This is a genomic window from Collinsella sp. AF23-4AC, assembly GCF_003462685.1.
In the GTDB taxonomy this organism is placed as follows: Bacteria; Actinomycetota; Coriobacteriia; order Coriobacteriales; family Coriobacteriaceae; genus Collinsella.
Window position 1 is genome coordinate 36,830 of the sequence record NZ_QRVE01000012.1, and the last position, 21,730, is coordinate 58,559.

Annotated in this window: 17 protein-coding genes; 4 read left to right on the forward strand and 13 right to left on the reverse strand. The window is 60.7% G+C overall.

Features of this window, described 5'->3' with window-relative positions; genetic code table 11:
- Positions 1-281: 281 nt before the first annotated feature.
- The 5 genes from DWY05_RS07120 to DWY05_RS07140 form a co-directional block, all read right to left on the reverse strand.
- Complete coding sequence (locus DWY05_RS07120; RefSeq protein WP_117837236.1) at positions 282-1,103, reverse strand: HAD family hydrolase; 822 nt, start codon at positions 1,101-1,103, stop codon at positions 282-284.
- Between the two features lie 241 nt (positions 1,104-1,344).
- Positions 1,345-2,625, reverse strand: a complete 1,281-nt coding sequence (locus DWY05_RS07125) for an MFS transporter (RefSeq protein WP_158563737.1) — start codon at positions 2,623-2,625, stop codon at positions 1,345-1,347.
- Positions 2,626-2,889: 264 nt separating this feature from the next.
- Positions 2,890-4,194: a molybdopterin-guanine dinucleotide biosynthesis protein B gene (mobB, locus tag DWY05_RS10220; RefSeq protein WP_117837238.1), complete on the reverse strand. Its 1,305-nt coding sequence runs from the start codon at positions 4,192-4,194 to the stop codon at positions 2,890-2,892.
- Between the two features lie 4 nt (positions 4,195-4,198).
- Entirely contained in the window at positions 4,199-5,254 is a 1,056-nt protein-coding gene (gene moaA, locus DWY05_RS07135; RefSeq protein WP_233504032.1) for a GTP 3',8-cyclase MoaA, read from the reverse strand.
- Positions 5,255-5,488: 234 nt separating this feature from the next.
- On the reverse strand, positions 5,489-6,526 hold the full coding sequence (locus DWY05_RS07140; protein ID WP_117821028.1) for a hypothetical protein: 1,038 nt from the start codon (positions 6,524-6,526) through the stop codon (positions 5,489-5,491).
- A 368-nt stretch (positions 6,527-6,894) separates the two neighbouring features.
- Between DWY05_RS07140 and DWY05_RS07145 the strand changes: the two genes are divergently transcribed.
- Positions 6,895-8,241: an MATE family efflux transporter gene (locus DWY05_RS07145; protein ID WP_035136882.1), complete on the forward strand. Its 1,347-nt coding sequence runs from the start codon at positions 6,895-6,897 to the stop codon at positions 8,239-8,241.
- A 155-nt stretch (positions 8,242-8,396) separates the two neighbouring features.
- On the opposite strand, the gene ligA is transcribed toward DWY05_RS07145, so the two are convergent.
- The 7 genes from ligA to DWY05_RS07180 all read right to left on the reverse strand — a co-directional run bounded on the left by ligA (position 8,397) and on the right by DWY05_RS07180 (position 16,845).
- A complete protein-coding gene (gene ligA, locus DWY05_RS07150) occupies positions 8,397-10,625 on the reverse strand; it encodes an NAD-dependent DNA ligase LigA (protein WP_117821029.1) in 2,229 nt (742 codons plus the stop codon).
- Between the two features lie 449 nt (positions 10,626-11,074).
- Complete coding sequence (locus DWY05_RS07155; protein WP_117821030.1) at positions 11,075-12,535, reverse strand: S1C family serine protease; 1,461 nt, start codon at positions 12,533-12,535, stop codon at positions 11,075-11,077.
- Between the two features lie 208 nt (positions 12,536-12,743).
- Complete coding sequence (locus DWY05_RS07160) at positions 12,744-13,406, reverse strand: response regulator transcription factor (protein WP_022095077.1); 663 nt, start codon at positions 13,404-13,406, stop codon at positions 12,744-12,746.
- A 50-nt stretch (positions 13,407-13,456) separates the two neighbouring features.
- On the reverse strand, positions 13,457-14,794 hold the full coding sequence (locus DWY05_RS07165; RefSeq protein ID WP_117821031.1) for a glutamine synthetase family protein: 1,338 nt from the start codon (positions 14,792-14,794) through the stop codon (positions 13,457-13,459).
- Between the two features lie 133 nt (positions 14,795-14,927).
- On the reverse strand, positions 14,928-15,299 hold the full coding sequence (locus DWY05_RS07170) for a DUF86 domain-containing protein (protein ID WP_117821032.1): 372 nt from the start codon (positions 15,297-15,299) through the stop codon (positions 14,928-14,930).
- Positions 15,286-15,780, reverse strand: coding sequence for a type II toxin-antitoxin system RelB/DinJ family antitoxin (locus tag DWY05_RS07175; protein WP_117821033.1), 495 nt, complete (start codon positions 15,778-15,780; stop codon positions 15,286-15,288). Before DWY05_RS07175 ends, DWY05_RS07170 begins: the two co-directional genes overlap by 14 nt.
- A 42-nt stretch (positions 15,781-15,822) precedes the next feature.
- Positions 15,823-16,845, reverse strand: a complete 1,023-nt coding sequence (locus tag DWY05_RS07180; RefSeq protein ID WP_158558701.1) for a LacI family DNA-binding transcriptional regulator — start codon at positions 16,843-16,845, stop codon at positions 15,823-15,825.
- A 235-nt stretch (positions 16,846-17,080) separates the two neighbouring features.
- Between DWY05_RS07180 and DWY05_RS07185 the strand changes: the two genes are divergently transcribed.
- From DWY05_RS07185 to DWY05_RS07195, 3 genes are all read left to right on the forward strand, one after another.
- Positions 17,081-18,115, forward strand: coding sequence for a sugar kinase (locus tag DWY05_RS07185; protein ID WP_117797080.1), 1,035 nt, complete (start codon positions 17,081-17,083; stop codon positions 18,113-18,115).
- Positions 18,116-18,368: 253 nt separating this feature from the next.
- Positions 18,369-19,010 carry a bifunctional 4-hydroxy-2-oxoglutarate aldolase/2-dehydro-3-deoxy-phosphogluconate aldolase gene (gene eda / locus DWY05_RS07190; protein ID WP_117797082.1) on the forward strand — a complete coding sequence of 214 codons (642 nt, stop codon included), beginning with the start codon at positions 18,369-18,371 and terminating at the stop codon, positions 19,008-19,010.
- Between the two features lie 369 nt (positions 19,011-19,379).
- Positions 19,380-20,057, forward strand: coding sequence for a YitT family protein (locus tag DWY05_RS07195; protein ID WP_117821035.1), 678 nt, complete (start codon positions 19,380-19,382; stop codon positions 20,055-20,057).
- 156 nt (positions 20,058-20,213) lie between these two features.
- Here DWY05_RS07195 and DWY05_RS07200 read toward each other — a convergent pair whose 3' ends face one another.
- A complete protein-coding gene (locus tag DWY05_RS07200; protein ID WP_158558702.1) occupies positions 20,214-21,467 on the reverse strand; it encodes an ATP-binding protein in 1,254 nt (417 codons plus the stop codon).
- Positions 21,468-21,730: the final 263 nt, after the last annotated feature.

The window sequence follows — 21,730 nt, forward strand, 5'->3', positions numbered from 1 at the left end:
TAGCTATCAGTTTTTTAATAGCATTTTATTTATTTGCACAACATTTTGCTTAAGAGCAAGCACCCTGTGAACGGTCGAAAATCGACCGTGAGCGGTAGGCCATTACCGGGATAAATATCCTACCAAATTGATGAGAATATCTTAAACCCATCGGTGGTTAGAAGCATGATGTTCAGACAGCAATATTTGAATTTTCACACAGATTTTAGGTATCAATTCGCCCAAATCGCCTGAGGCTACCGCAAAGGAGCCTGTCCCCTTTTGCGGTGGTCCCCCCGGCGCTATAGCAGATGTTCCTCGATAAAGATCGCGATGCCGTCTTCGTCGTTGCTCGCGGTTACATAGTCGGCGGCGGCACGGGTGGCGTCGCTGCCGTTTGCCATAGCCACGCCCACGCCGGCGTCGGCCACCATGCAGGTGTCGTTGTCCGCATCGCCAAACACGCAGATGTCCTGGAGCTCCATATCGTTGAGCTCCGCCACGCGCACAAGGCCGCGCGTCTTGGACACGCGGGGATCCATGAACTCGTAGAGCCGCTGCGTGGTTTGCAGAGCAGCTGCCTTAACAGTGTCATCGGCAAACGTCGACGCCCGCTCGATCACCTGCGGCATCACCTCGGGCGCCATGGTGAACATCACCTTGGCCTGCGGCTCGCGCAAAAACTCGGCAAAATCGACCACCTGGTAGGGCACGCCGTCGACGCGCGACAGGTGCTCGACGCACGCGTTGCTCTCGGGCACGTAGAACACGCCGTCTCGGGGGCAGACGGGCGTTGCCGGAAGGTCCGCCATGTGCTTGCAGATGCGCGCGATGGTCTCGCCCGGCAGCGGATAGCTCAGCTCGTTGATGTCGTGCGCGCGGTCGATGACCTCGGCGCCACCGCAGCCCACGAGCACGCCTACCAGGCCTTCGATGCCCCAGAGCTCGTACATGGCCTCGGTCGCATGGGCGTCGCGCCCGGTGCACAGGCCAAAGAGCACACCGCGCTCGCGCAGGGCGCGGATCGCCGCCACGGTGCGCGGGGACACCGTGTGCTGGCTCGTGAGCAGCGTGCCGTCGATATCGCAGAACACGGCTTTGATATGGCTGAAGGTGGTGTCCATGGGGGCCTTTCTGGGTTGTGCGGCGGTGTGGGGTGTATTCGCAAACGGCGTACATGGTATACCAAGGCGCAGGCGCGGCCCGTTAAAGCAAAAACCACCACAAAGGTGCCTGGCTCCTTTGTGGTGGCAGGACTCGCAGGGTGGCCGGATCCGCAGGATGGCCTGACCCGGGGCGCAAACCATCACAACATTCGACGTTTTTCGGCAAAATCGCGGTTTTTATCGAATGTTGTGATGGTTTCTACTGCCTTGCGGCACGATCCAAGTGCCGGCGGCCAAACAGCAGCAACGCCGCGGGAACCGCCGTCACGACCGCGCCCGCTCCGATGAGCGTCTGCTGCACGCCAAACGTCGCCGCCAGCCACGGGGCAATCGCCAGCGGGGCTACGCCGGCAAACATGTTGCCAAAGCCCATGACCGAGTTCACGCGACCGAGCTGCTCGAGCGGGGCCGTCGTTTGCACGATCGTGTTGTGGAGCGGGTTGACGACGCCCCAGGCCACGCCTAGGGCAATCTGGCCGACAAGGGCTACGCCCACATACGGCGTTCCCACGTAGAGCAGGCTTCCCAGACCCACGGACATAAGCGCCACGAGCAGCGTTTTAAGGTTGACCAGGTGCGGCGGCAAGCGGAGCGCGAGGACGGCGCCCAGCACCGCGCCCACACCGCTGGCCGACGAGAGCCAGCCCATCCACTCAACACCGACGCATAGGACATCGCGATAGAAAAACGACTCGAGCGGATCGAAGGCTCCGTAGCCAAAGTTCGAAAGAAAAATGATGCAGAAAAGTAGCGCGAGGACGCTGTTGGTGAAGACTGTCTTGATGCTGGTCGCGAAGGTGACACGAGTGGATGCGCTGGGGTTGGAGCTTTGTCTCGCACGCTCCCCTTCCTCTGCCGAATCGGCATCCGCATCCCCGGCGGCATGGCTGGTCTTCGGCCTAAAGCCCCAACCGGCGACGAGCGCCAGCACTGTAAAGAGCATCATGAGCACAAACACCGCGCGCGACGACGCAGCAGCCGCGACAAAGCCACCCAACGTGGGTCCGACGATAATACTCACGTTTGAGAACATGGCGATGGCGGAGTTGATGTCTTTGAGCTCGACGGGATCATCGGTGAGGTAGGCCGGATAGGATGTGGCAATGGGCTGGGCGAATCCCATCGTAAAGCCCAGAAACACCGCGCCGAGCAAGACGACGCCGGTCGCGCTACCAAAGGCGATGATTGCCGTGCCAGTTGCGAGAGCGCCGATGATGCTCAGCAAGAAATGGCGGCGCGGGCCCCAGGCGTCGAGCGCCGCGCCACCCGCAAAGGATCCCAGGATCACGAAAACGTTCATGAACAGGACGGCCAGCGATGTCGCGACGACCGAGGCGCCGTCCGCATAGGTGAGCGTTCCGATGACGCCGATAAAGTAGCTGGTCTGAAAACCGGTGTAGATGAGAAAGCGCATCGCCACCAGGCGCTTGGCCTGCGCGGACAGCGATGATTGAGGCTTTGAGAAAAGAGAGGCGAGCATGAAGACTCCTTGTTTCATACGAATACGGGTGGTGGGCATTCGCCACCGTCTGTCAAATCACTCAATCCGCATGAAACATTAAGGACGCATCAAGCCCCTTCTCTCCGTTTTTCGCCCGTCATGAACTACTTGGTAGATTGTAAGGCATGTTCCACACATCTACCAAAGCAAAAACCACCACAAAGGTGCCTGCCCCTTTGTGGTGGAAATGACGTTTGCCCAGATAAAACCTGCCAAAATAAACCTGTCCCTTTTTGGCAGGTTTTAGGCCAGGTGGTCTTGGATGAGGTCGCAGATGGCTCGGGCGTCGTTGATGTTGATGGCTCGGGTCGCAAAGCCGGCGTCGAAGGCCTGACGCGCCAGGGCCTCATTGCAGGCAAGGGCCAGCGTGTGGCCGTCGACCAGGTCGAGCGAGCTCTTGCCGCGCAGACGGTCGACACCGGAGCGCGCGACCACGATGTTGTCGAAGCCCTCGGTCTTGTAGCCCTCGATGATCACCACGTCGACATCGTTGTAGCGCGACAGCAGCTCGCGCGCGGGCATCTCGTCCTCCTCGCGCGTGTCGGCGTACTCCGCCCAGCGCGTGGCGCAGATGAGCCCCACGTGCTTGGATCCGGCCTGGTGATGGCGCCATGTATCCTTAGCGGGCACATCGATATCAAAGCCATGATGCCCGTGATGCTTGAGCGAGCCCACGCGCAGGCCGCGGCGGGTGAGCTCGGCGATAACCTTCTCGACGAGCGTGGTCTTGCCCGAGTTCTGGTAGCCGATAAACGCAATCGCGGGGACAGCCGGAGTAGGAGCTGCGGGCGCGACGGCGACGGGCACACTCGCGGGTGCGTTGCCGTCGACAGTGGCAGTCTCGACGGCAGCGGCCTGGCGCTCAGCGCGGTCCCACACACCCGAGCGGCCACCCTCCTTGTGCAGCAGGCGCACGTCGACGATCTCCATGCCGCGATCGACCGCCTTGCACATGTCATAGATGGTCAGACACGCGGCGCTCGCGCCGGTCAGCGCCTCCATCTCGATACCCGTCTTGCCCGTCACGCCGGCTGTAACCAGTACGTGAAAGCCAACCTGCCCGTCCGTGCGCGCCGGCGCCCAGCCCTCGGGCACGTCATCGGTCGGCGTCCCCGCCGGAGCGATGGGCTCGATATCGCACTTGCTCTTGGTAATGAGCAGCGGGTGGCACATGGGGATGATGTCACTCGTGCGCTTGATGGCCATGATGCCCGCCACGCGCGCGCAAGCAAGCACATCGCCCTTTTTGGCGCGGTCCTGCAGCACCATGGCCTGCGTCTCGGGATGCATGAGGATGGTGCCCTCGGCGATGGCGATGCGATGGGTCTCGGCCTTGTCGGACACGTCGACCATGCGTACCTCGCCCTTGGCATCCACATGCGTCAGCTCGTCGCGACGGGCGTCGCGGGCGGACTCGATGGCAGCGCTGGCAGTCGGCTGCGCGGACGCGTCGGCGTTGCCAGCATTCGCCGCAGCCGTGACTTTGTGGGCAGACATCGCGGCCCTGCGAGCGGCCTTGGTGGCATCGGCGTACCTGCTCTTGGCCATATGATCATCCTCCGATTTGGGACATAAATCGTTGCGTGCCCTCAATTATCGCGTGTTCCTGCGGTTTGTGGGCCACGGCATCGCGCCAAATCGAAAGTACCTGCATATCATCACCACGGCGCAGCGCCTCACGCACCGAATACTCGGCATCGCTGAACAGGCACGGGCGCACGTTGCCATCGGCCGTCAGACGCAGACGGTTGCAGTTCGCGCAAAAATGGTTGGACATGGCGCTAATGAAGCCAACCGTTCCCGCCGCGCCCGGAAAGTGCCAGTAGCGCGCAGGGCCCGCGCCGGCAGGAGCGTCGTTGATGTCGAGCGGCTCGAGCTCGCCCAGCCCCGTCGCGGCGGCCCCGGCATTGATGCGCGCCCGCAGCTCGTCGCTCGGCACGGTATCGCTCGCGTCCCACAGCTCGGGATTGAGCGCAGGCGCATGCGGGTCCACGGCGCAATGCGAGCTCGTGTGTTCGTCGCCAATGGGCATGTATTCGATAAAGCGCAGGTGGATGGGACGGTCGACGGTCAAGCGCGCGAGGGCCGCCACATCCTGGTTGAGCCGGCGCACAACAACGCAGTTGACCTTAACGGGCTCAAAGCCCCAAGCCAGCGCCGCGTCGATGCCCGCCATGGTCTGTTCGAGCCGGCCCAGGCGCGTGATCTTTCCAAAGAGCGTAGGGTCGAGTGTGTCGAGCGAGATGTTGACGCGGTTTAACCCGGCATCTTTGAGCCGCGGCGCCAGGTTGGGCAGCAGGGCGCCATTGGTGGTGAGCGAGATGTCCTCGATCTGCGGGATCGCGCGGATGTCACGAATGAGCGGGATGATACGGCGGCTGACCAGCGGCTCGCCGCCCGTCAGGCGCACGCGGCGAATGCCCTCCCCCGCCACCAAGCGCACAAAGCGGGCGATTTCCTCGGCGCTGAGCAACTCGCCATGCGCGCGGGGCGCCACGCCATCGGCCGGCATGCAGTAGATGCAGCGGAAATTGCACTTGTCGGTAACGGCAATGCGCAGGTAGTTGATATCGCGGCCAAAGCCGTCATGTTGCACGTGCCCGTCCACGCAGCCCTCCCCTCGCGCGGCGTTTTATTCTTCAGGGAATATAGTACCTCACGCGGGAATTGGGTCGACATGCGTACGACACAAGGGCCCCGCGAGCAAGGTCGACGTTCCGGGCCCCATCCTCGGCACGCAAACCGTCCCAACATTCGATGCTTTTTCCAATTTTGGCAAAAAACGTCGAATGTTGGGACGGTTTGTCCGCTCACAGCACCCAGCAGAAGGGCCAAAGTGTCCCTAGAGGTCCCCACTCCAGTTGCGAATCACGAACTCCCGCAGGTCATTCTGCCGCTTTTGGAACGCTTCGCTTCGGTCACACTTGAGGCCCATAGCGAGCGCGATGGCGTTCATCGCCCGGTGCAATTGCAGCTGGTGGGCAAACTGAGTCCCGGTGAGGACGATCATCCTAAAGCCCAGCGCGCTCAGCACGGTCATACGCTCCGCATCCGACGCGCTGCGCTGTTTATCAAGATGGTCCGAGCCGTTGTATTCAATCCCCGTACCACTCGCAGGCGCATATACGTCAATCTCGAAATATCCGGCCTTTGCGAGATACTTGAACTCGTTGGGAACATCCACCCGATGGTTGAGCTCGACCTTGGCGTATCCCAGCCCTCCCTGGGAACGTTTTGCTACGACCATGATTGCGGTGGCTGTCTCCATGGGCGACCGCGCGCCATCGTGCACGCGCCTGAGCACGGCGGCCGCGCGTATGGCCCCCTGACGAGATCGGTTCTCATTGCAATAGGCAATCATGTCGGCAACGGTATGCCTCTGCCCCATCTCGATATAATCGCCTGTCGACAGATGATTCAAATGGTATCGGGCACAGATTTCGTAGCCATATTCCAGCTGCTCGGGCTCGCTCATCCACGAACCCGCTTGGACAAAGCACACGACCTCATCAACCACCAAGAGACCTTCTGCCACCTCGATAAGATGATCCGAAGGTACAGGCGCTCCAAACACGTGGCGTCGAAGGCCCGCCGGCCGAGAGCGCTCAAAATCGAAGCTGACCAACGTGTCAATGCGGTCGAGCTCCTCGCGTGGAACACCAAGTGAGACCAGATAATCGGTGACAATCTCAACCGCCGCAGAAATTCTCAGCCCCTTGGCATCTAGTCCCAGTTTGGGCAGCGCTTCGGCTGGCCCCGCCTCGCTGGCAAACGAATCCTCATCGTATAGGCTACTCGCTCGCGAGAGCGGCTCGGACGGGCGCGCCACGTTGTGGTACAGCCAGGCAGTCTTATGGGACAGGACGATCGGCAGGTCCATGAGCCCTCCAATGGAGTCGGATAACCAACCTTATTCCCCTGCACGCGGCTTCGCACACCTTTGTGTGCAAGAAAGCGGTTCCATCCCGTCGAGCGACAGAAAAACCGTCCCAACATTCGATGCTTTTTCCATTTTTGGCAAAAAACGTCGAATGTTGGGACGGTTTGGGGTGATTTGAGATAGGCCGAGAGGTTCGAAAAGTCAGGAGCTGCCGTACTTTGTGGGGCGCGCCACCCTGCATTCAAGTAGAAATGCCTACGCACGCAACTTTTTCGCCCGGACCTCAACTCAAACCTTGACTCTACAATCGTTATAGGGTTTTCACTACACTGGTAGCTAAACGAACCAAACCAGAAAGTGCCCCGCCCATGGAACACGACCTCACACGCGGCAATGTCCTCAAGACCATTGCGGTCTTTGCCCTGCCCTATATGCTCTCGTACTTTTTGCAGATGCTCTACGGCATGGCCGACCTGTACATGATGGGGCAGTTTAGCGGCGCCGCCGGCATCACCGCCGTGGGCAATGGCGCGCAGACGCTCTATATCATTACCGTGACGCTTGTGGGCCTGGCCATGGGAACGACGGTTATCGTCGGCCACGCCGTGGGCTCGCGCCGCTTCGACCGCGCCGAGACCGCCATCGGCAACACTATCACGCTCTTTATGGGCGTCTCGGTGGTGCTAGCCGCTGTCCTGCTCGCACTGTGCCCGCAGATCGTGGCACTCATTGGCACGCCGGCCGAGGCAGTCGAAGGCACCGCCGCCTACCTGCGTATCTGCTTTATGGGCATCCCCTTTATCGCCGCGTACAACATTCTTTCGGCCATCTTTCGCGGGCTGGGAGATTCGCGCTCGCCCATGTACGTGATCGGCGTGGCATGCATCATCAACATCGCGCTCGACTTTCTGTTCATCGGCCACATGGGGCTCGGCCCCGTGGGCGCGGCGCTCGGCACGGTAACCGCGCAGACGGCCAGCGTTGCGCTCGCGCTCGTGTGGCTTAAGAGCCGCCGTACGAACATCCACGTTAAGCGCAGCGACCTGCGCCCCCAGCCCGAGGTGCTCGGTAGCATTCTTAAGATCGGCGTGCCTGTGGCCGTGCAGGACGGCTGCATCCAGGTGGCGTTTATGTTTATCACCGTCATCGCCAACCACCGAGGGCTCGTCGACGCCGCCGCCGTGGGCCTGGTCGAAAAGATGATCAGCTTTTTGTTCATTGTGCCGAGTTCCATGGGCGCCACCGTCAGCGCGCTCACGGCGCAAAACGCCGGCGCGGGCAAGGGCGACCGTGCGCGTCAGGTGCTCAAGGATGCCATGACGATCTCGGTAGTGTACGGCTGCCTGATCACGGTGCTGATGTGGCTGGTGGCGCCGGCGTTTATCGGCTTTTTTGCCAAAGACCCCGCAGTGGTCGCGGCCGGTACCGGCTATATGCACAGTTATATTTTCGATGCGATTTTTGCCGGCATCCACATTTGCTTTAGCGGCTTTTTCGCTGCATACGGCAAGAGCTACATCGGCTTTGCGCACAACGTGCTGGCCGTGGCACTCATTCGCGTGCCCGGTGCGTGGCTGTTGTCGAATGCCTATTCCGACACGTTGTTTCCCATGGGCATCGCCTCGCCGTGCGGATCGATTTTGTCGGCGGTCATTTGCGTTGTCGCGTTTACCGTGCTCAACCGGCGCGGAGCTTTTGACAAGTTAGCAGCGTAGCGGGGCAACGCGAGATCGCCCTCATCGATGGCATCATCAGCGACGACCCAGCGACCTACGTGACGCAGATCACGGTGCCCGTTACCCCGTCCAAATAAGAACCGCCCGGAATGCATCGTGCTTCCGGGCGGTTCTTCAATTTGGTTATCGATGCACTAAGCCTCCGGCACCTCACCGGTCGCAAGGATCTGCTCGAGTGTGTCCTCATCCAGCACGGGTACGCCCAGCTGCTCGGCTTTGGTGAGCTTGGAGCCCGCTTTGGGGCCGGCGACCAGATAGCTCGTCTTCTTCGACACACTGCCCGAAACCTTGGCGCCGAGCACCTTGAGCGCCGCGCCCGCCTCGTCGCGGGTACGGTTGACGAGCGTACCGGTGAGCACGAAGGTCAGGCCCGCGAGCGGCTGTGCGTCGGCGAGCTCGCCTGCCACGCCGGCGTCGGCTGCGGCTTGCGCGTGCGCGGCGCCCAGGTCGACCTCGAGCGAAAGGCCCGCTTGGCGCAGACGCTCCAGCACGGCAAGGTTTTCGGGCACGGCCAGGAACTGCTTGACGCTCGCCGCAATCTTGGGACCGATGCCCTCACACTCGGCGATGTCCTCTTCGCTCGCCAAGATGAGCTTGTCGATCGACAGGAATCGCTCGGCGATGACCTCGCCCACGCTCTTGCCCACATGGCGGATGCCCAGGGCAAACAGCACGCGACCGAGCGGCTGGCTCTTGGACTTATTGAGCTCGGCGATGATTTTCTCGGCCGTCTTGAGGCCCACCGGAATGGGATCGCCCTTCTTGACGCCCTTTTTGCTGTTGGAGCTGGCGTACACGCGGCCCGTGTCCAGGCCAGCGATGTCGTCGACCGTGAGCTGGTAGAAGTCTGCGACATCGTGGATCAGGCCGGCGGCGATCATCTTGTCGACGATCTCGTCGCCCAGGCCGTCGACGTCCATGCAGCCGCGGCTCACCCAGTGGAGCAGGCGCTCCTTGAGCTGCGCGGGGCAATCGATGGAGACGCAGCGGTAGGCAACCTCACCGTCCTCGTGGACCACGGGGCTGCCGCACACGGGGCAGACCTCGGGCATATGCCAGTCAACCGAATCGGCCGGGCGCTTGTCGAGCACCGGGCCCACGACCTCCGGGATTACGTCGCCTGCCTTGTGCACGATGATGGTGTCGCCCTCGCGCACGTTTTTACGGCGGATCTCGTCGATGTTGTGCAGCGTGGCGCGCGCGATGGTGGAGCCGGCGACCGTCACCGGGTCGAACTCGGCGACCGGCGTGAGCACACCGGTGCGGCCCACCTGGATGCGAATTTCGCGCAGGACGGTCTGCTTTTCCTCGGGCGGGAACTTAAAGGCAATGGCCCAGCGCGGCGCGCGGGCGGTAAAGCCCAGGTCGAGCTGCTGCTGAAAACTGTCCACCTTTACGACCACGCCGTCGATGTCGTAGTCCAGGTCGCCGCGGTGCTCGAGCGCCTGGGCGCAGAACTCGTGAACCTCGGCCGGCGTGGCGCAACGAGCCACGTTGGGGTTGACGCTAAAGCCGGCGCTGCGCAGCCAGTCCAGAAACTCGCGCTGGCTGTGGACGTGCAGCGGGTCGGTATCGGCGATGGCGTAGATAAAGGTAGCCAAGTCGCGGCGCGCCGTGACCTTGGGGTCCTTCTGACGCAAGGATCCGGCGGCGGCGTTGCGCGGGTTGGCGAAGGGGTCGCGGCCCTCGGCATCGGCCTCGTCGTTCAGGCGTACAAAGCTGCCCTTGGGCATATAGACCTCGCCGCGTACTTCGATGGTACGCTCGCGGTCGGCGCCCATGTGGGCGAGCGCCGGCTCGGACAGATGCATGGGCACATCCTTGATGGTGCGCACGTTGAGCGACACGTCCTCGCCCGTGGTGCCATCGCCACGTGTGGCGGCGCGCACAAAGGTGCCGTTTTGATAGGTAAGCGCAACGCCCAGACCGTCGATCTTAAGCTCGCAGGTATAGGTGACGCTACCGGCACCGAGCGCATCCTCGGTGCGCTGGAGCCACGCGTCGAGTTCGTCCAGATCCATGGCATCGTCCATGGAATACATGCGCGCCATATGCGTGACCGGCGTAAACTGCTCGCTCACGTACCCGCCCACGCGCTGGGTATAGCTGTCGGGCGTCACCAGGTCGGGGTAGGTGGCCTCAATTTCCTGCAGCTCAACGAGCATTTTGTCGAAGGCAGCGTCCGTGATCTCGGGTGCGTCAAGCATGTAGTAGCGGTACGCGTGGTAGTCGAGCTCGTGGCGCAGCTCGGCCGCGCGCGCGGCGGCTTGGGCACGGGCATCGGCCGGTGCAGCGGTATCCGTGCTCGCGGGCGTTTCGGTATCGATGTCCACACCGTCACCAAACAGGCTCGATTGCTCCATAGCGGCACTCCTTCGCTCGATTTCAAACGGATACTAGAGTACCACCGGTCACGATGGGGCCGAATACCGGTCTCAAACCGCACCGAATCGGCAGCCGCCAGACTGGGGTGGACAGTTAGTTCAGATACGTATAAATGCTAGAGCTGAATCAGGCACGAACACCCCTGTTTCAACTAATTTTGGCTCCCTGAGACCATGTAAACGTCCCGTTTTCCCTTCCAAACACCCATTCAAGCCCCATCCCAATCAAAAATTGCTCAAAACGCATCCCAAGCTGCCCCAGATTTATACGTATCTGAACTAACTGCCCAGACCATTCCGAACCAGGCCTCTTGCCAGCCACAAGTGATCCGTTTTCCTCCGTCCCCAAGGGATCATCGCGAAAAGAGGGGGCTGCCCCGCGTTGGCGGGACAGCCCCCTCTGGCATCGGTATGTGCGATACGGCTCGTTAGTAACCCTGGCCGTAGCCCTGGCCCTGGCCCTGCTGGCCGAGCAATTCCTCCAGGTACTGGCGCAGCTGCTCGTCGGTAATACCGCCGTTACCGGTGTCGGTCGAGCTGTCATCCTGCTGCTGGTTCTGCAGCTCCTCGTCGGAGCCCAGCTCAACCGTGACCTTCTTCTCTTCCTTGCCGCGCATGAGCGTGATCTCGACCTTCTCGCCCACCTCGTGGCTGCGCAGTGCGATGATCAGGCCATCGGCGCTCGTGATCTCGTCGTCGCCCAGCTTGGTGATGACATCGCCCTCCTGAATGCCGGCCTTGGCAGCAGGACCGTCCTCGACGACGCTCGCCACGTACGCGCCGCTATCGGTGCTCAGCTTGTTGGTGCGGGCGTTGAGCGCGTTGACGCTCGAAAGCGTGGCGCCCAGGTACGGATGAACCGGCGTCTTGCCGTCGATAATCTGGTCGGCAATGTTCTTGGCGTAGTTAACCGGAATGGCAAAGCCCACACCCGAGCTGGAGCCCGAGTAGCTCTCGATGAGCGAGTTGATGCCCACAAGCTCGCCATTGTCGTTGACGAGCGCGCCGCCGGAGTTGCCCGGGTTGATGGCGGCATCGGTCTGAATCATGTTGGCATAGATGGTGTTACCGCTGGTAGAACTCATGGCCGTGGAGCGATACAGCGCCGAGACGATACCGGTGGAGACAGACTGCTCGTTGCCAAACGGTGAGCCAATCGCCATGACCCACTCGCCCACGTTGAGCTTGGAGGAGTCGCCGATCTCGATCGGGGTAAGCTTGGAGGCATCGGCATCCTTGAGCTTGATGACGGCCAGGTCGCTCGAAGCATCGTTGCCCACGAACTCGGCCTCGTAGGTGGTGCCGTCGTCCATGGTCACCACGTACTGGTCATAGCCATCGACCACATGGTTGTTGGTGAGGATGTGGCCCTCGGTATCGAGCACCACGCCCGAACCGACGCTGCCCGAACTATCCGACTCGTCGGCAGACTGCGAAAGCGAGCCATTCTGGCTGCCGCTCGAAGTGGCAGTGATGGAAACGACGGAGGGCAGGGCCTTGGCAGAAACGGCCTCGGCCAGCGTGGTGTCCTCGGAGTCAATCGTGATCTTTTGCGTCGACGAACCCGAAGCGCCCGCCGTCACGGCATTCTTTCCGCCACCGATATCGAGCGTACCGCTCATAATGAGCGCAATGACCAGCAGGGCGCCGCAGGCACAGCCGGCGAGTGCCGTAATAAAGATCGGCAGCTTTTTGGTCTTGGTCTTGACCACTGTGTGCTTGTTTACAACCTGCTGGCTGCCCAGCGGCTTTCCGGTCTGTGTGTCGTAAGCCTGCACGTAGGGAATGTTGCTGCCGGCAGGCGTCGACTCCACCTGCACGCGCGGCTGCTGCTGAGTCTCGCCGGCATTGCCAACATCCTGTGGACGCTGGGAATCGTTCTCGCTCATGGCTGCGATCCTTTCGTCAAATAACCAAAGGCCCGCCAAACACGTGGCGGGCCATCATTGTTCACGTTGAGTTGTACCCCAATATGTGGGCGCAAGTGTATGAGAACGCAATCTTTTAGGAAGGCTTAAGTTCTGCCGCAGACCCGAAAGGAACCCGCGCCTGCGTCAAAACCACCACAAAGGTGCCTGTCCCCTTTGTGGTGAAAAGCTAGTCCTTAAACAGATAGCCCACGCCGCGGACGGTGGTGATGTGTGCCGCGATCTGCGGGCCCACCTTGGAGCGGATGCGTCGGATGTGCACGTCGACGGTGCGCGTGCCGCCGCAGTACTCAAAGCCCCACACGCGGTGCAGCAACACCTCGCGGCTGTAGGCACGGTTGGGGTGCGTCGCCAAAAAGCTCAGCAGCGAGTACTCCATCAGCGTCAGGTCGATGGGCTCATCGTCGAGAGTCACCTGGTAGGTGGCAAGGTTGATCTCGAGGTTATCGATGTTGAGCACGTCGTCAGCAGTAACGGTCTCCTCCTCGCCCATCAGGCGCTGCGCGCGCGCCTTGAGCTCGTTGGGCGTCGCCGTGGGGCATACAAAGTCGGCATGCGCGTGGTTCGGCAGACGCAGGGTGCCGAGCGCCTCGTCGTCGACGATCACCAGCATGGGAACGCCACCGCGGTCGTCGAGCCACTTGGCAATCTGATCGATGCGGTCGCTGCGGATGCCATCGGAATCGAGGATCAGCAGGTCAAAGTCGTGCGCCGCAGTCGGCGAATCGGGGGTTGCCAAGCTCACCTCGACACCCAGGGTGGTCGTCAAGCTGCGGGCAAACTCGTGGAAGCGCGTCGTGCGCGCCATGAACAGGGCACTCTTTTCGGACATATCGGCCTCCAAAGAAATGAGCTCAATCGTACTGGAACAAGCCAGCGCGATTAGGAGTTCGCCAGGTAGTGCTTGATCTCCCACTCGGTGATCGTAGACTCAAACTTATGCCACTCGTCGCGCTTCTTTTTGAGGAAGAAGCTGTGGATGTGCTCACCGAGGGCATCCTTCATAAACTGCGAGTCCTCAAACACGTCGAGCGCCTCTTTGAGCGAGCGCGGCAGCGGCGTGTAGCCGGCCTCGACCATCTGACGGTCGGTAAGCTTGAGCGTCTCGGCCGTGGCCTCGGGCGGGAGCTCCAGCTTGCGCTCGATGCCGTCCAGACCAGCCGCCAGCGTGACGGCGTTGACCAGGTACGGGTTGGCCATGGGGTCGGGGCTGCGAAGCTCAATGCGCGTGGACAGCTGCTTGCCGGGCTTGTAGACCGGGATGCGGACCATGCTCGCGCGGTTGCGCAGGCCCCACGTGGCGTACTGCGGCACGGAATCGCCGCCCGTAGTGATGCGCTTGTACGAGTTGACCGTGGGGTTGGTGATGGCGCTGATCTCGCGCGCGTGTGCCAGAATGCCGGCCATGTAGTGCTTGGCGATATCGGAGAGGTGGTACTTCTCGTCGTCCTCGCCCCAAAAGACGTTGTTGCCGTCGTGGTCGAACAGCGACTGATGCAAAAACATGGCGCTGCCGTCCTCGCCCGCCAACGGCTTGGGCATAAAGGAGGCGTGGCAACCGCTCTCGTAGGCCTGCTGCTTAATGATGAGCTTGGCCGTGGTGATGGCGTCGGACATGCTCAGGGCCTCGGCGTGGCGCAGGCTCATGCCGTGCTGTGAGCGACCGGCGGCGTGGAAGGTGTACTCCACGGGCACGGACATCTTCTCGAGCGTGAGGACCGTGTTGCGGCGCAGGTCGCGGGCGGCATCGCTCACCGAAAGATCGAAGTAGCCAACGTTGTCGAGCGGCTCGGGCGTGTGCTCGTCGGGGAAATAGTAGTACTCCAGCTCGGCACCAACGTTGAGCAGGTAGCCGGCCTTCTCGGCCTTATGGAACATGCGGCGCAGGGCATCGCGCGGGTCGCCGGCAAACGGCTTGCGATCGGGAGTGCACACGTCGCAGAACACGCGGGCGACGCCGTTATGGCTCGGGCGCCACGGCAGAATCTGGAAGGTCGAAGCATCGGGAAACGCCAGCATGTCGGCTTCCTCGGGCGTGGCAAAGCCCTCGATGGCGGAGCCGTCAAAGCCAATACCCTCCTCAAAAGCGACCTCGAGGTCCTCGGGGCTAATGGCAAAGTTCTTGAGGCGGCCGAGAATGTCGACAAACCACAGACGCACAAAGCGGATGTCACGCTGCTCTACGGAGCGGAGTACGTAATCAATGTTCTGCTGGTTCATGTCGCTCCCCTTTCTTTCGGGCGGGTTTCGACTGGTCTATATCGCAGATACTATCGCAGAAAAATGTTTCCGCAGGGTTAAAGCGTATCAAGCGCTCAAAAAACGTGCGCGAACAGGCGGGTGTGACAAACAGCTACCGCTCGGATTCGGAGACAATTTGTCTACAAGCTCGTTCCAGCGTAGGGAACTCCATCGTCACTGCATCCCAAACAACCGAGCGGTCGACATTGCCGTAATCATGCGCAAGATAATTTCTCATGCCGATAATTCCACGCCATTCGATTTCGGGATGAAGCCGCTGCGAGCGTTCCGACAATTTGCCCGCTTCTTCCGTCACCCTAAGCGCACACATCAAAAGGGAGTCCGCCAACGCCCTCGTCCGCACGTCATTCGCATGCAGAAACTGGTCCTCGGTGATATCAAAAGCCTTGATGCGCTCGTTCGTTTCGGAGATAGCCTCCAAAACCTCTTGGGCGCGGAGGCCGTCTGACTTACGCGCGATCATAAAGGATCACTCCTTCGCGCTCGATTACCGCGGCAAGATCGTCATCAAGATAATCGCTCGAGACAAGGTCAACCTGCCTTCCGGTTTCCTTGCGCACTGCCTCACCAAACGCCGATAACGCGAAAAGACCAAAGCCCTGATCGCGATCGACTTCGAGACGCAAATCGATATCACTATCTGCACGCGCCTCGCCACGGGCATACGATCCAAATAGGATCACGGTTTTGATGGCGGGAATCGGGCTGGCTGCCTCGCGGACGGCGGACTCAATCTGGGCAGTATCCAAAATGCCCGCCGCGGCGCTTTCGCTCGCAGAACTTTTACCGAGTGAAGGCACAAACGGCAGCGAGCGCTCGCGCAACATCTGCCTCATGAACATATTGACCGCAACGGACGAAGTCATGCCAAGCTCTTCGCACAGCTCGGCAAATGAGTCTTTAATTGACGAATCCACTCGAACACTCAGCACAGACGCAGCCATGGATACCTCCTGTATGACATTGTCTATATATTATCACACAGACTAGCGCGAGGTCGAGGCGCGGTGTTCGATGTGGCCGGGGACCTCGATGCGCTTGGGGGCGAGCTTTGCGGCATCGCCTACCGTAGTGGTAACGACGTCGATGCGCTCGGACAGACGCTCGACTACGCGCTCGGCAATGGTGAGGGTGTCCTGCGCGGCCGTGGTCACGCCGCCAAAGAGCACGTGGTTCCAGGGATAATCGTCAAACGTCGCGATCTTGAGACCCGCCGGCAGCGAGGGCCCCAGCTGCGCTAATGCCTCGGTCAGGCGCAGGAAAACCAGGCCGTTGACGGCAATGAGGCCGAGCTTTTTACCGGCATGGCCGCGGATGGTCTCATCCAAGCGGCCGACACCCGCAGCGCCACCGTCGGCCAGGGTGACGACCTTGCCGGTCAGGCCGCGACGCGAGAGCTCGTCGGCAAAGGCCTCGGCGCGCTCGCGACGCACGGGGCTGTCATCGCTTGCCTCGGTGAGCAGGCACAGGCGCTCACTGCCAGCGGCGGCCAAGGCGTCTACCAGGCCGGCAACCAGCTCGCGGTTGTTGGAGGTCACCAGATCGACACCGCCGGCGGCAATATCGCGGTCGAGCAGCACGACGGGCAAGCGTCCCGTTGCCGCGGCGATCGCCTCGTCATTGCCTCCGCAGGTATTGACGACCAAGCCGTCCACGCCGGCATCGATAAGTCTGGTGAGTGATTCAGCCTCCTTGGCGGGGTCGTTGCCGCTAATGGCCGTCATGAGCGAGCAGCCGCGCGCGGCGGCGCTGGCGGAAAGCCCTTCGAGCATGGCGCTGGAGAACGGGTTGGCGATGTCGGCCAAGATCACGCCGATGAGGTTGGTGCGTGAGCTGCGTAGATTGCGTGCGGCGGCACGTGGGCGATAGCCAGTGCGCTCGATAACCGCCGCGATGCGAGCGCGGGTTTCCTCGGTCATCTGCCCGGGGCGGTTATTGAGATAGCGCGAGACCGTGGCCGGGCTCACGCCCGCCGCGGCAGCAATGTCCTTAATCCTCATCTGCGCCATGGCGCACCCCGTTTCCCAATCGTTAGCAGTCTGAGCCATTTTAGGCATTTTTTTAAAAATCTCGCTTGCAAAACGCTGTAGGTGAGTATACTACAACTCGAAACGAAACCGATTTCGTAAACCGATTTCGGCAAGCGTTGGCACGGAGGTGCAAAGATGCACCCTACCGTCTTGGCACCTCCGTGCCAACGCCATATCAAAGGTGTACGCACGAACAAGAAGGAGCTGCGCGACCATGGGTAAAACGGTTCTTACCTTCGGCGAGATCATGATGAGGCTCTCGCCCAAAGACCATCTGCGCATTGAACAGGCCACCGAGTTTGACGTTCGCTACGGCGGCGCCGAGGCCAACACCGCGCTTTCCCTGGCCTATCAGGGCGACAAGGCCGCTTACGTCTCCGTTGTTCCGGCCAACCGCCTGGGCGAGTGCGCCCTTCGCTCGCTGAAGGCTTACGGCGTCGACACCACGCGCGTCGTGCGCCAGGGCGACCGTCTTGGCTCCTATGTATTTGAGGTTGGCGCCTCGCAGCGCGGCAACGGCTGCGTCTACGACCGCAAGTATTCCGCCATCAACATGGCCAAGCGCGACGTCTTTGATTGGGACGAAATCCTCAAGGGCGTCGATGTCTTCTACTTCTCTGGCGTGACGCCCGCCGTGTCCGACGAGATGGCCGCTGCCTGCAAGGATGCCCTCACCGCTTGCCGCGCCAAGGGCATCACCACCGTGTGCGACGTGAACTATCGCGGCAAGATGTGGTCACCCGAGAAGTCGCAGGCCACCATGAAGGAACTCCTGCCGCTCGTCGACATCTGCATCGCCAACGACGAGGACGCGCCTGCCGGCCTTGGTATGACCTGCGTCTCCGGCTCCCTTGCCCACGGAATCGAGGAGCGCGACACCTACGTCGAGATGGCCCGTCAGATCTGCGCCGAGTACGGTTGCAAGAAGGTCGCCTCGGTCGTCCGCAACATCTCCTGCGTCGAGCGCTCCATCTGGATGGGCATGCTCTTTGACGCCGAGAGCGGCGAGCACTGGTTCTCCCCTGCTCATGACGTGCACGTGCTCGAGGGCGTTGCCGCCGGCGACGCTTTCAACGCCGGCCTCGTCCATGCCCTCATCAACGACTTTGACCCGCAGGACGCCGTCAACTACGCCATCGCGGCCTCGATCCTCAAGCTCACCATCAAGGGCGATTCCAACTTGGTGACCGCAGACGAGATCGCAGCCGTCGCCAACGCCGCCGACGGTGGCACTCGCGTTGCGCGCTAAGTCGTCTCCATTCCGCGGGCCGCAGCTTTCCATACCCATACCCCTGCGGCCCGCTCCCCGATCTTTCCGGTCGGGCAAAACCACCAGTCCCATTCCGGTTTTGCCCGGCATTCCCTATACGACTGGTCGCGCAGCCGGTTTTGGAATTGCTTGAACCCCAAGCAGTGCCTCCGATAACCAATCCAAAACCGGCTCTTGACCAGCACATTTAGCAATCATGCGCCCGCATGCGCCGCACATCGAAAGGAACATCATGTTCGATCAGTTCTACACCACGCTTGAGTCCCTGGGCATCGTGCCTGTCGTCGTGCTCGACAAGGTCGAGGACGCCGCTCCGCTCGCTCACGCCCTTATGGCAGCTGGTATGAAGTCCGCCGAGGTCACCTTCCGCACCGCCTGCGCCGCCGAGTGCATCACCGCTATGGCCGCCGCCGAGCCCGAGATGTGCGTTGGCGCCGGCACCGTCCTGACCGTCGAGCAGGTTGAGCAGGCCCGCGCCGCCGGTGCCAAGTTCATCGTCTCCCCGGGTTACAACGAGGACGTCGTGAAGCACTGCATCGACATCGACCTGCCCGTGCTGCCCGGCACCGTGACCCCCTCCGAGGTCACCGCCGCCGAGAACCTCGGCCTCAAGGTCACCAAGTTCTTCCCCGCGGCCCAGTATGGCGGCCTGAACACCATCAAGGCCCTCGCCGCTCCGTTTGTCGGCCATCGCTTTATGCCCACCGGCGGCGTGAGCACCGCCAACGTCGAGGAGTACCTGAGCTCCAGCGCCATCATCGCCTGCGGTGGCACCTGGATGGTCAAGCCGGCCCTGTTCGCCGACGGCGACTTCTCCAAGGTCGAGCAGATCGCCCGCGAGGCCATGGACGTCGTCAAGAAGGTCCGCGGCTAACCCTGCCGCCTGAGACGGGGTGAAATGGTGGATTTTCTGCTTGACTTCCCCGCTTGACTCGCTCTCTATCGTGGGGGCGCGACCGAGGCCGCGCCCCTTTAAAACGGCTCGGAAGCGCGCCGTTTCCGTCACGGACAAGAACCGAAACCGTCTTGCATGCTGATAGAACGTGACGGAAGCGACACGCCCCCGAGCCGCTTTGTTTATGCGGCTGGCAGGCGCACTCAACTAAGCCACTTCGACAAAAGCCATGTCACCCAAACAGCTGCGGCGCCGTCTGGAGGAATGGATCCTTGCTTCCGATCTTTTCCCCCAAGCGGCGCCGCAGCCTTTACTGCATCTCCCAAATTCCGAAAGGAAGGTCACGACATGCGGCCGCTCATCGTAATGAATGGCGAGAATATCGATTGGTTCCATACCGTTATCAGAATGCTGATGTATCTGATGGGCGTTGCAGTACTGGCACTCGGCATGAGTCTCCAGACGGCATCCGGCTTGGGAGTCGCTGCGCTCACGTGCTTTGCCACAACCATATCCATGCTCACCGGCAAGACACTCGGCTTTTGGATCACTGCTACCTATGTCGCCTACATCCTGGCGCAATTGGCCATATTGCGACGCGAGTTCCAGCCGCGTATTTTGCTCGAGCTGTGCTTCTCGACGCTCATCGGCGGCTTCACCGATTTCTTCATGGCGGTCAACCCACTGCATCCCACGGCACTCCCCGCACAGGTTGCGACCATGCTGCTCTCCCTCGCTGTCACCGCATTTGGCGTAAGTCTCGTCGTCAACATGGGCGTTGTCCCCAACGCGCCCGACGGCTTGGTGCAGGTCATTGCCGAAAAGCTTAAACGCCGCTTTGGCGACGTAAAAGTCGTGTTCGACTGCTCACATGTCGCCGTGTCCCTCATTCTGTCGCTCGCGCTCATGCACAACCTAGGCGGCTTTGGCGTGACCACAGCCATCTCGGCGCTGTTCTTGGGCCACGTCATCAACGTCGCCAACAAGCTCTTCGCCCAGCACTTTATCCGCGCGGCATTCGGATAATAGCACCACCGTAAGAACCCGCGAACAGCGCTATACGTTGCTATATCTCACTAACGTTGCTATATCTTGCTATAAATCGACCGCTGCCAGCCAACATACAACAGGCCTCAAGCGGGCAAAGGCTTGGGGCCTGTCTTGCAATATGGTTCTTTTGGCCTATGCGCGCTCGTATTTCGTGGAACGCCCAGTTCCCCGCTTTACAACCGCGTTCCGCCCAATCAGTGATTCAAGCGCCGTCAACGCACGCGCGCGGCTCAACCCCGCCTGCTGCTCAATCTCGCCCCGCGACATTATTCGTCCGACCGACAAAGCCTTGAGAACCTGGGCCTCTTCCTCAGACCCCTCAAAGGCATCGATAACGGGCAATGTGACGGTCACCATGCCGCCGCGAACATCAAATACCGGTCGGCTTAAAGAATCTCGATACGCACGCCTGATTCGCGCGATTCCCGTGCCAAATTTCTCGATGTAATCCAGCTTTAAAAAGACCTCGGCGACAATTGGGTTTCTGAGCACGGATATCTGCCCATACAGGTATTGTTCCGTCGTCAAACCGGCAGGCAGCGATCCGGGCGAAGTGACAACGACGCGATCGTCGTACAGGGCAATTTGAACATTCGCTCGAACGTCCCACGTCCGATGCACCAAAGCGTTTGCAACGGCTTCGCGAAACGCCTCGAGAGGAATTCGATCGGTTTGGACGCGTTCCATCCCTTCGATACGTTCATAACGGTAGTAGCGTGCAAACATAGCCACCGCCCTGTCCACCTGTTCAATTGCGGATACATTTGTCGCCGACTCACGATCCAAGATCACATCCTCGGTATCACCAAAACGGACGCAGTCGATGCTAGGAAAATCATTCTTATCCGCCAAAATCGCCGCAGCGTTGGTATAGCCGTCCTTACCGAGCAAGCGAAGCGTGCGCATAATATCCGACGTTAGCTCAGAAATGCCGAGATGTTCAACACACTTTTGCTCGAGCGTGCAAAAACTCAAGTCCTGGCGAGTCGACGTGAGCGCGTCGAACGTTACGTTGCTGCCTTCGAGCGTCAACCTGCCATACTCAAACCGGTCGACCTCCACCGTTGCCGAATCGTTTCGCCTGTAGGCCTTTCCCTTGCTTCGATAGGGTTTGTCCTGTCCCTCATAAACCGTAAGGATTACGGTCCCGTGTTTCTCATCGGGCTCGAGCGTGTAACGGGGAGCGGGATCCAAGCTGTCATTAATCATGTTCTCAATGCGGAGACACTCTGCGACCGGATCTGCAAGGCCGACAGCCACGCCCTCGTCATCAACGCCAAACTCAATCTTGCCCGTCCCGTAGTTTGCATAAGCGCTAACCGTTTTAAGAAACGTCGGCGTAACGCTTTCCTTGTATTCGACTGTAGGGCTCTCTCTAACAACCATACGCCCAGCCTCTTCGTTTCGTACCATTCATGACCGTATTATAAGACGAAAACCGTTTGCGTACTAAATTTACCAAGACGCAAACGGTTTGCGTCTTGATTTGCGTCCGAAATGAGAATGGAAACTGCGCTTTCGTACGCTTATTACCAAACGCAAACTATTTTCGTTCGGCAATACGTCAACAATCCGGACGAAAAAGGCCCCGAGCTCGTGTGAACTGCGCCCCAATTCTTGGACGGGCTAATAAGCGGCCTACGCCGCAC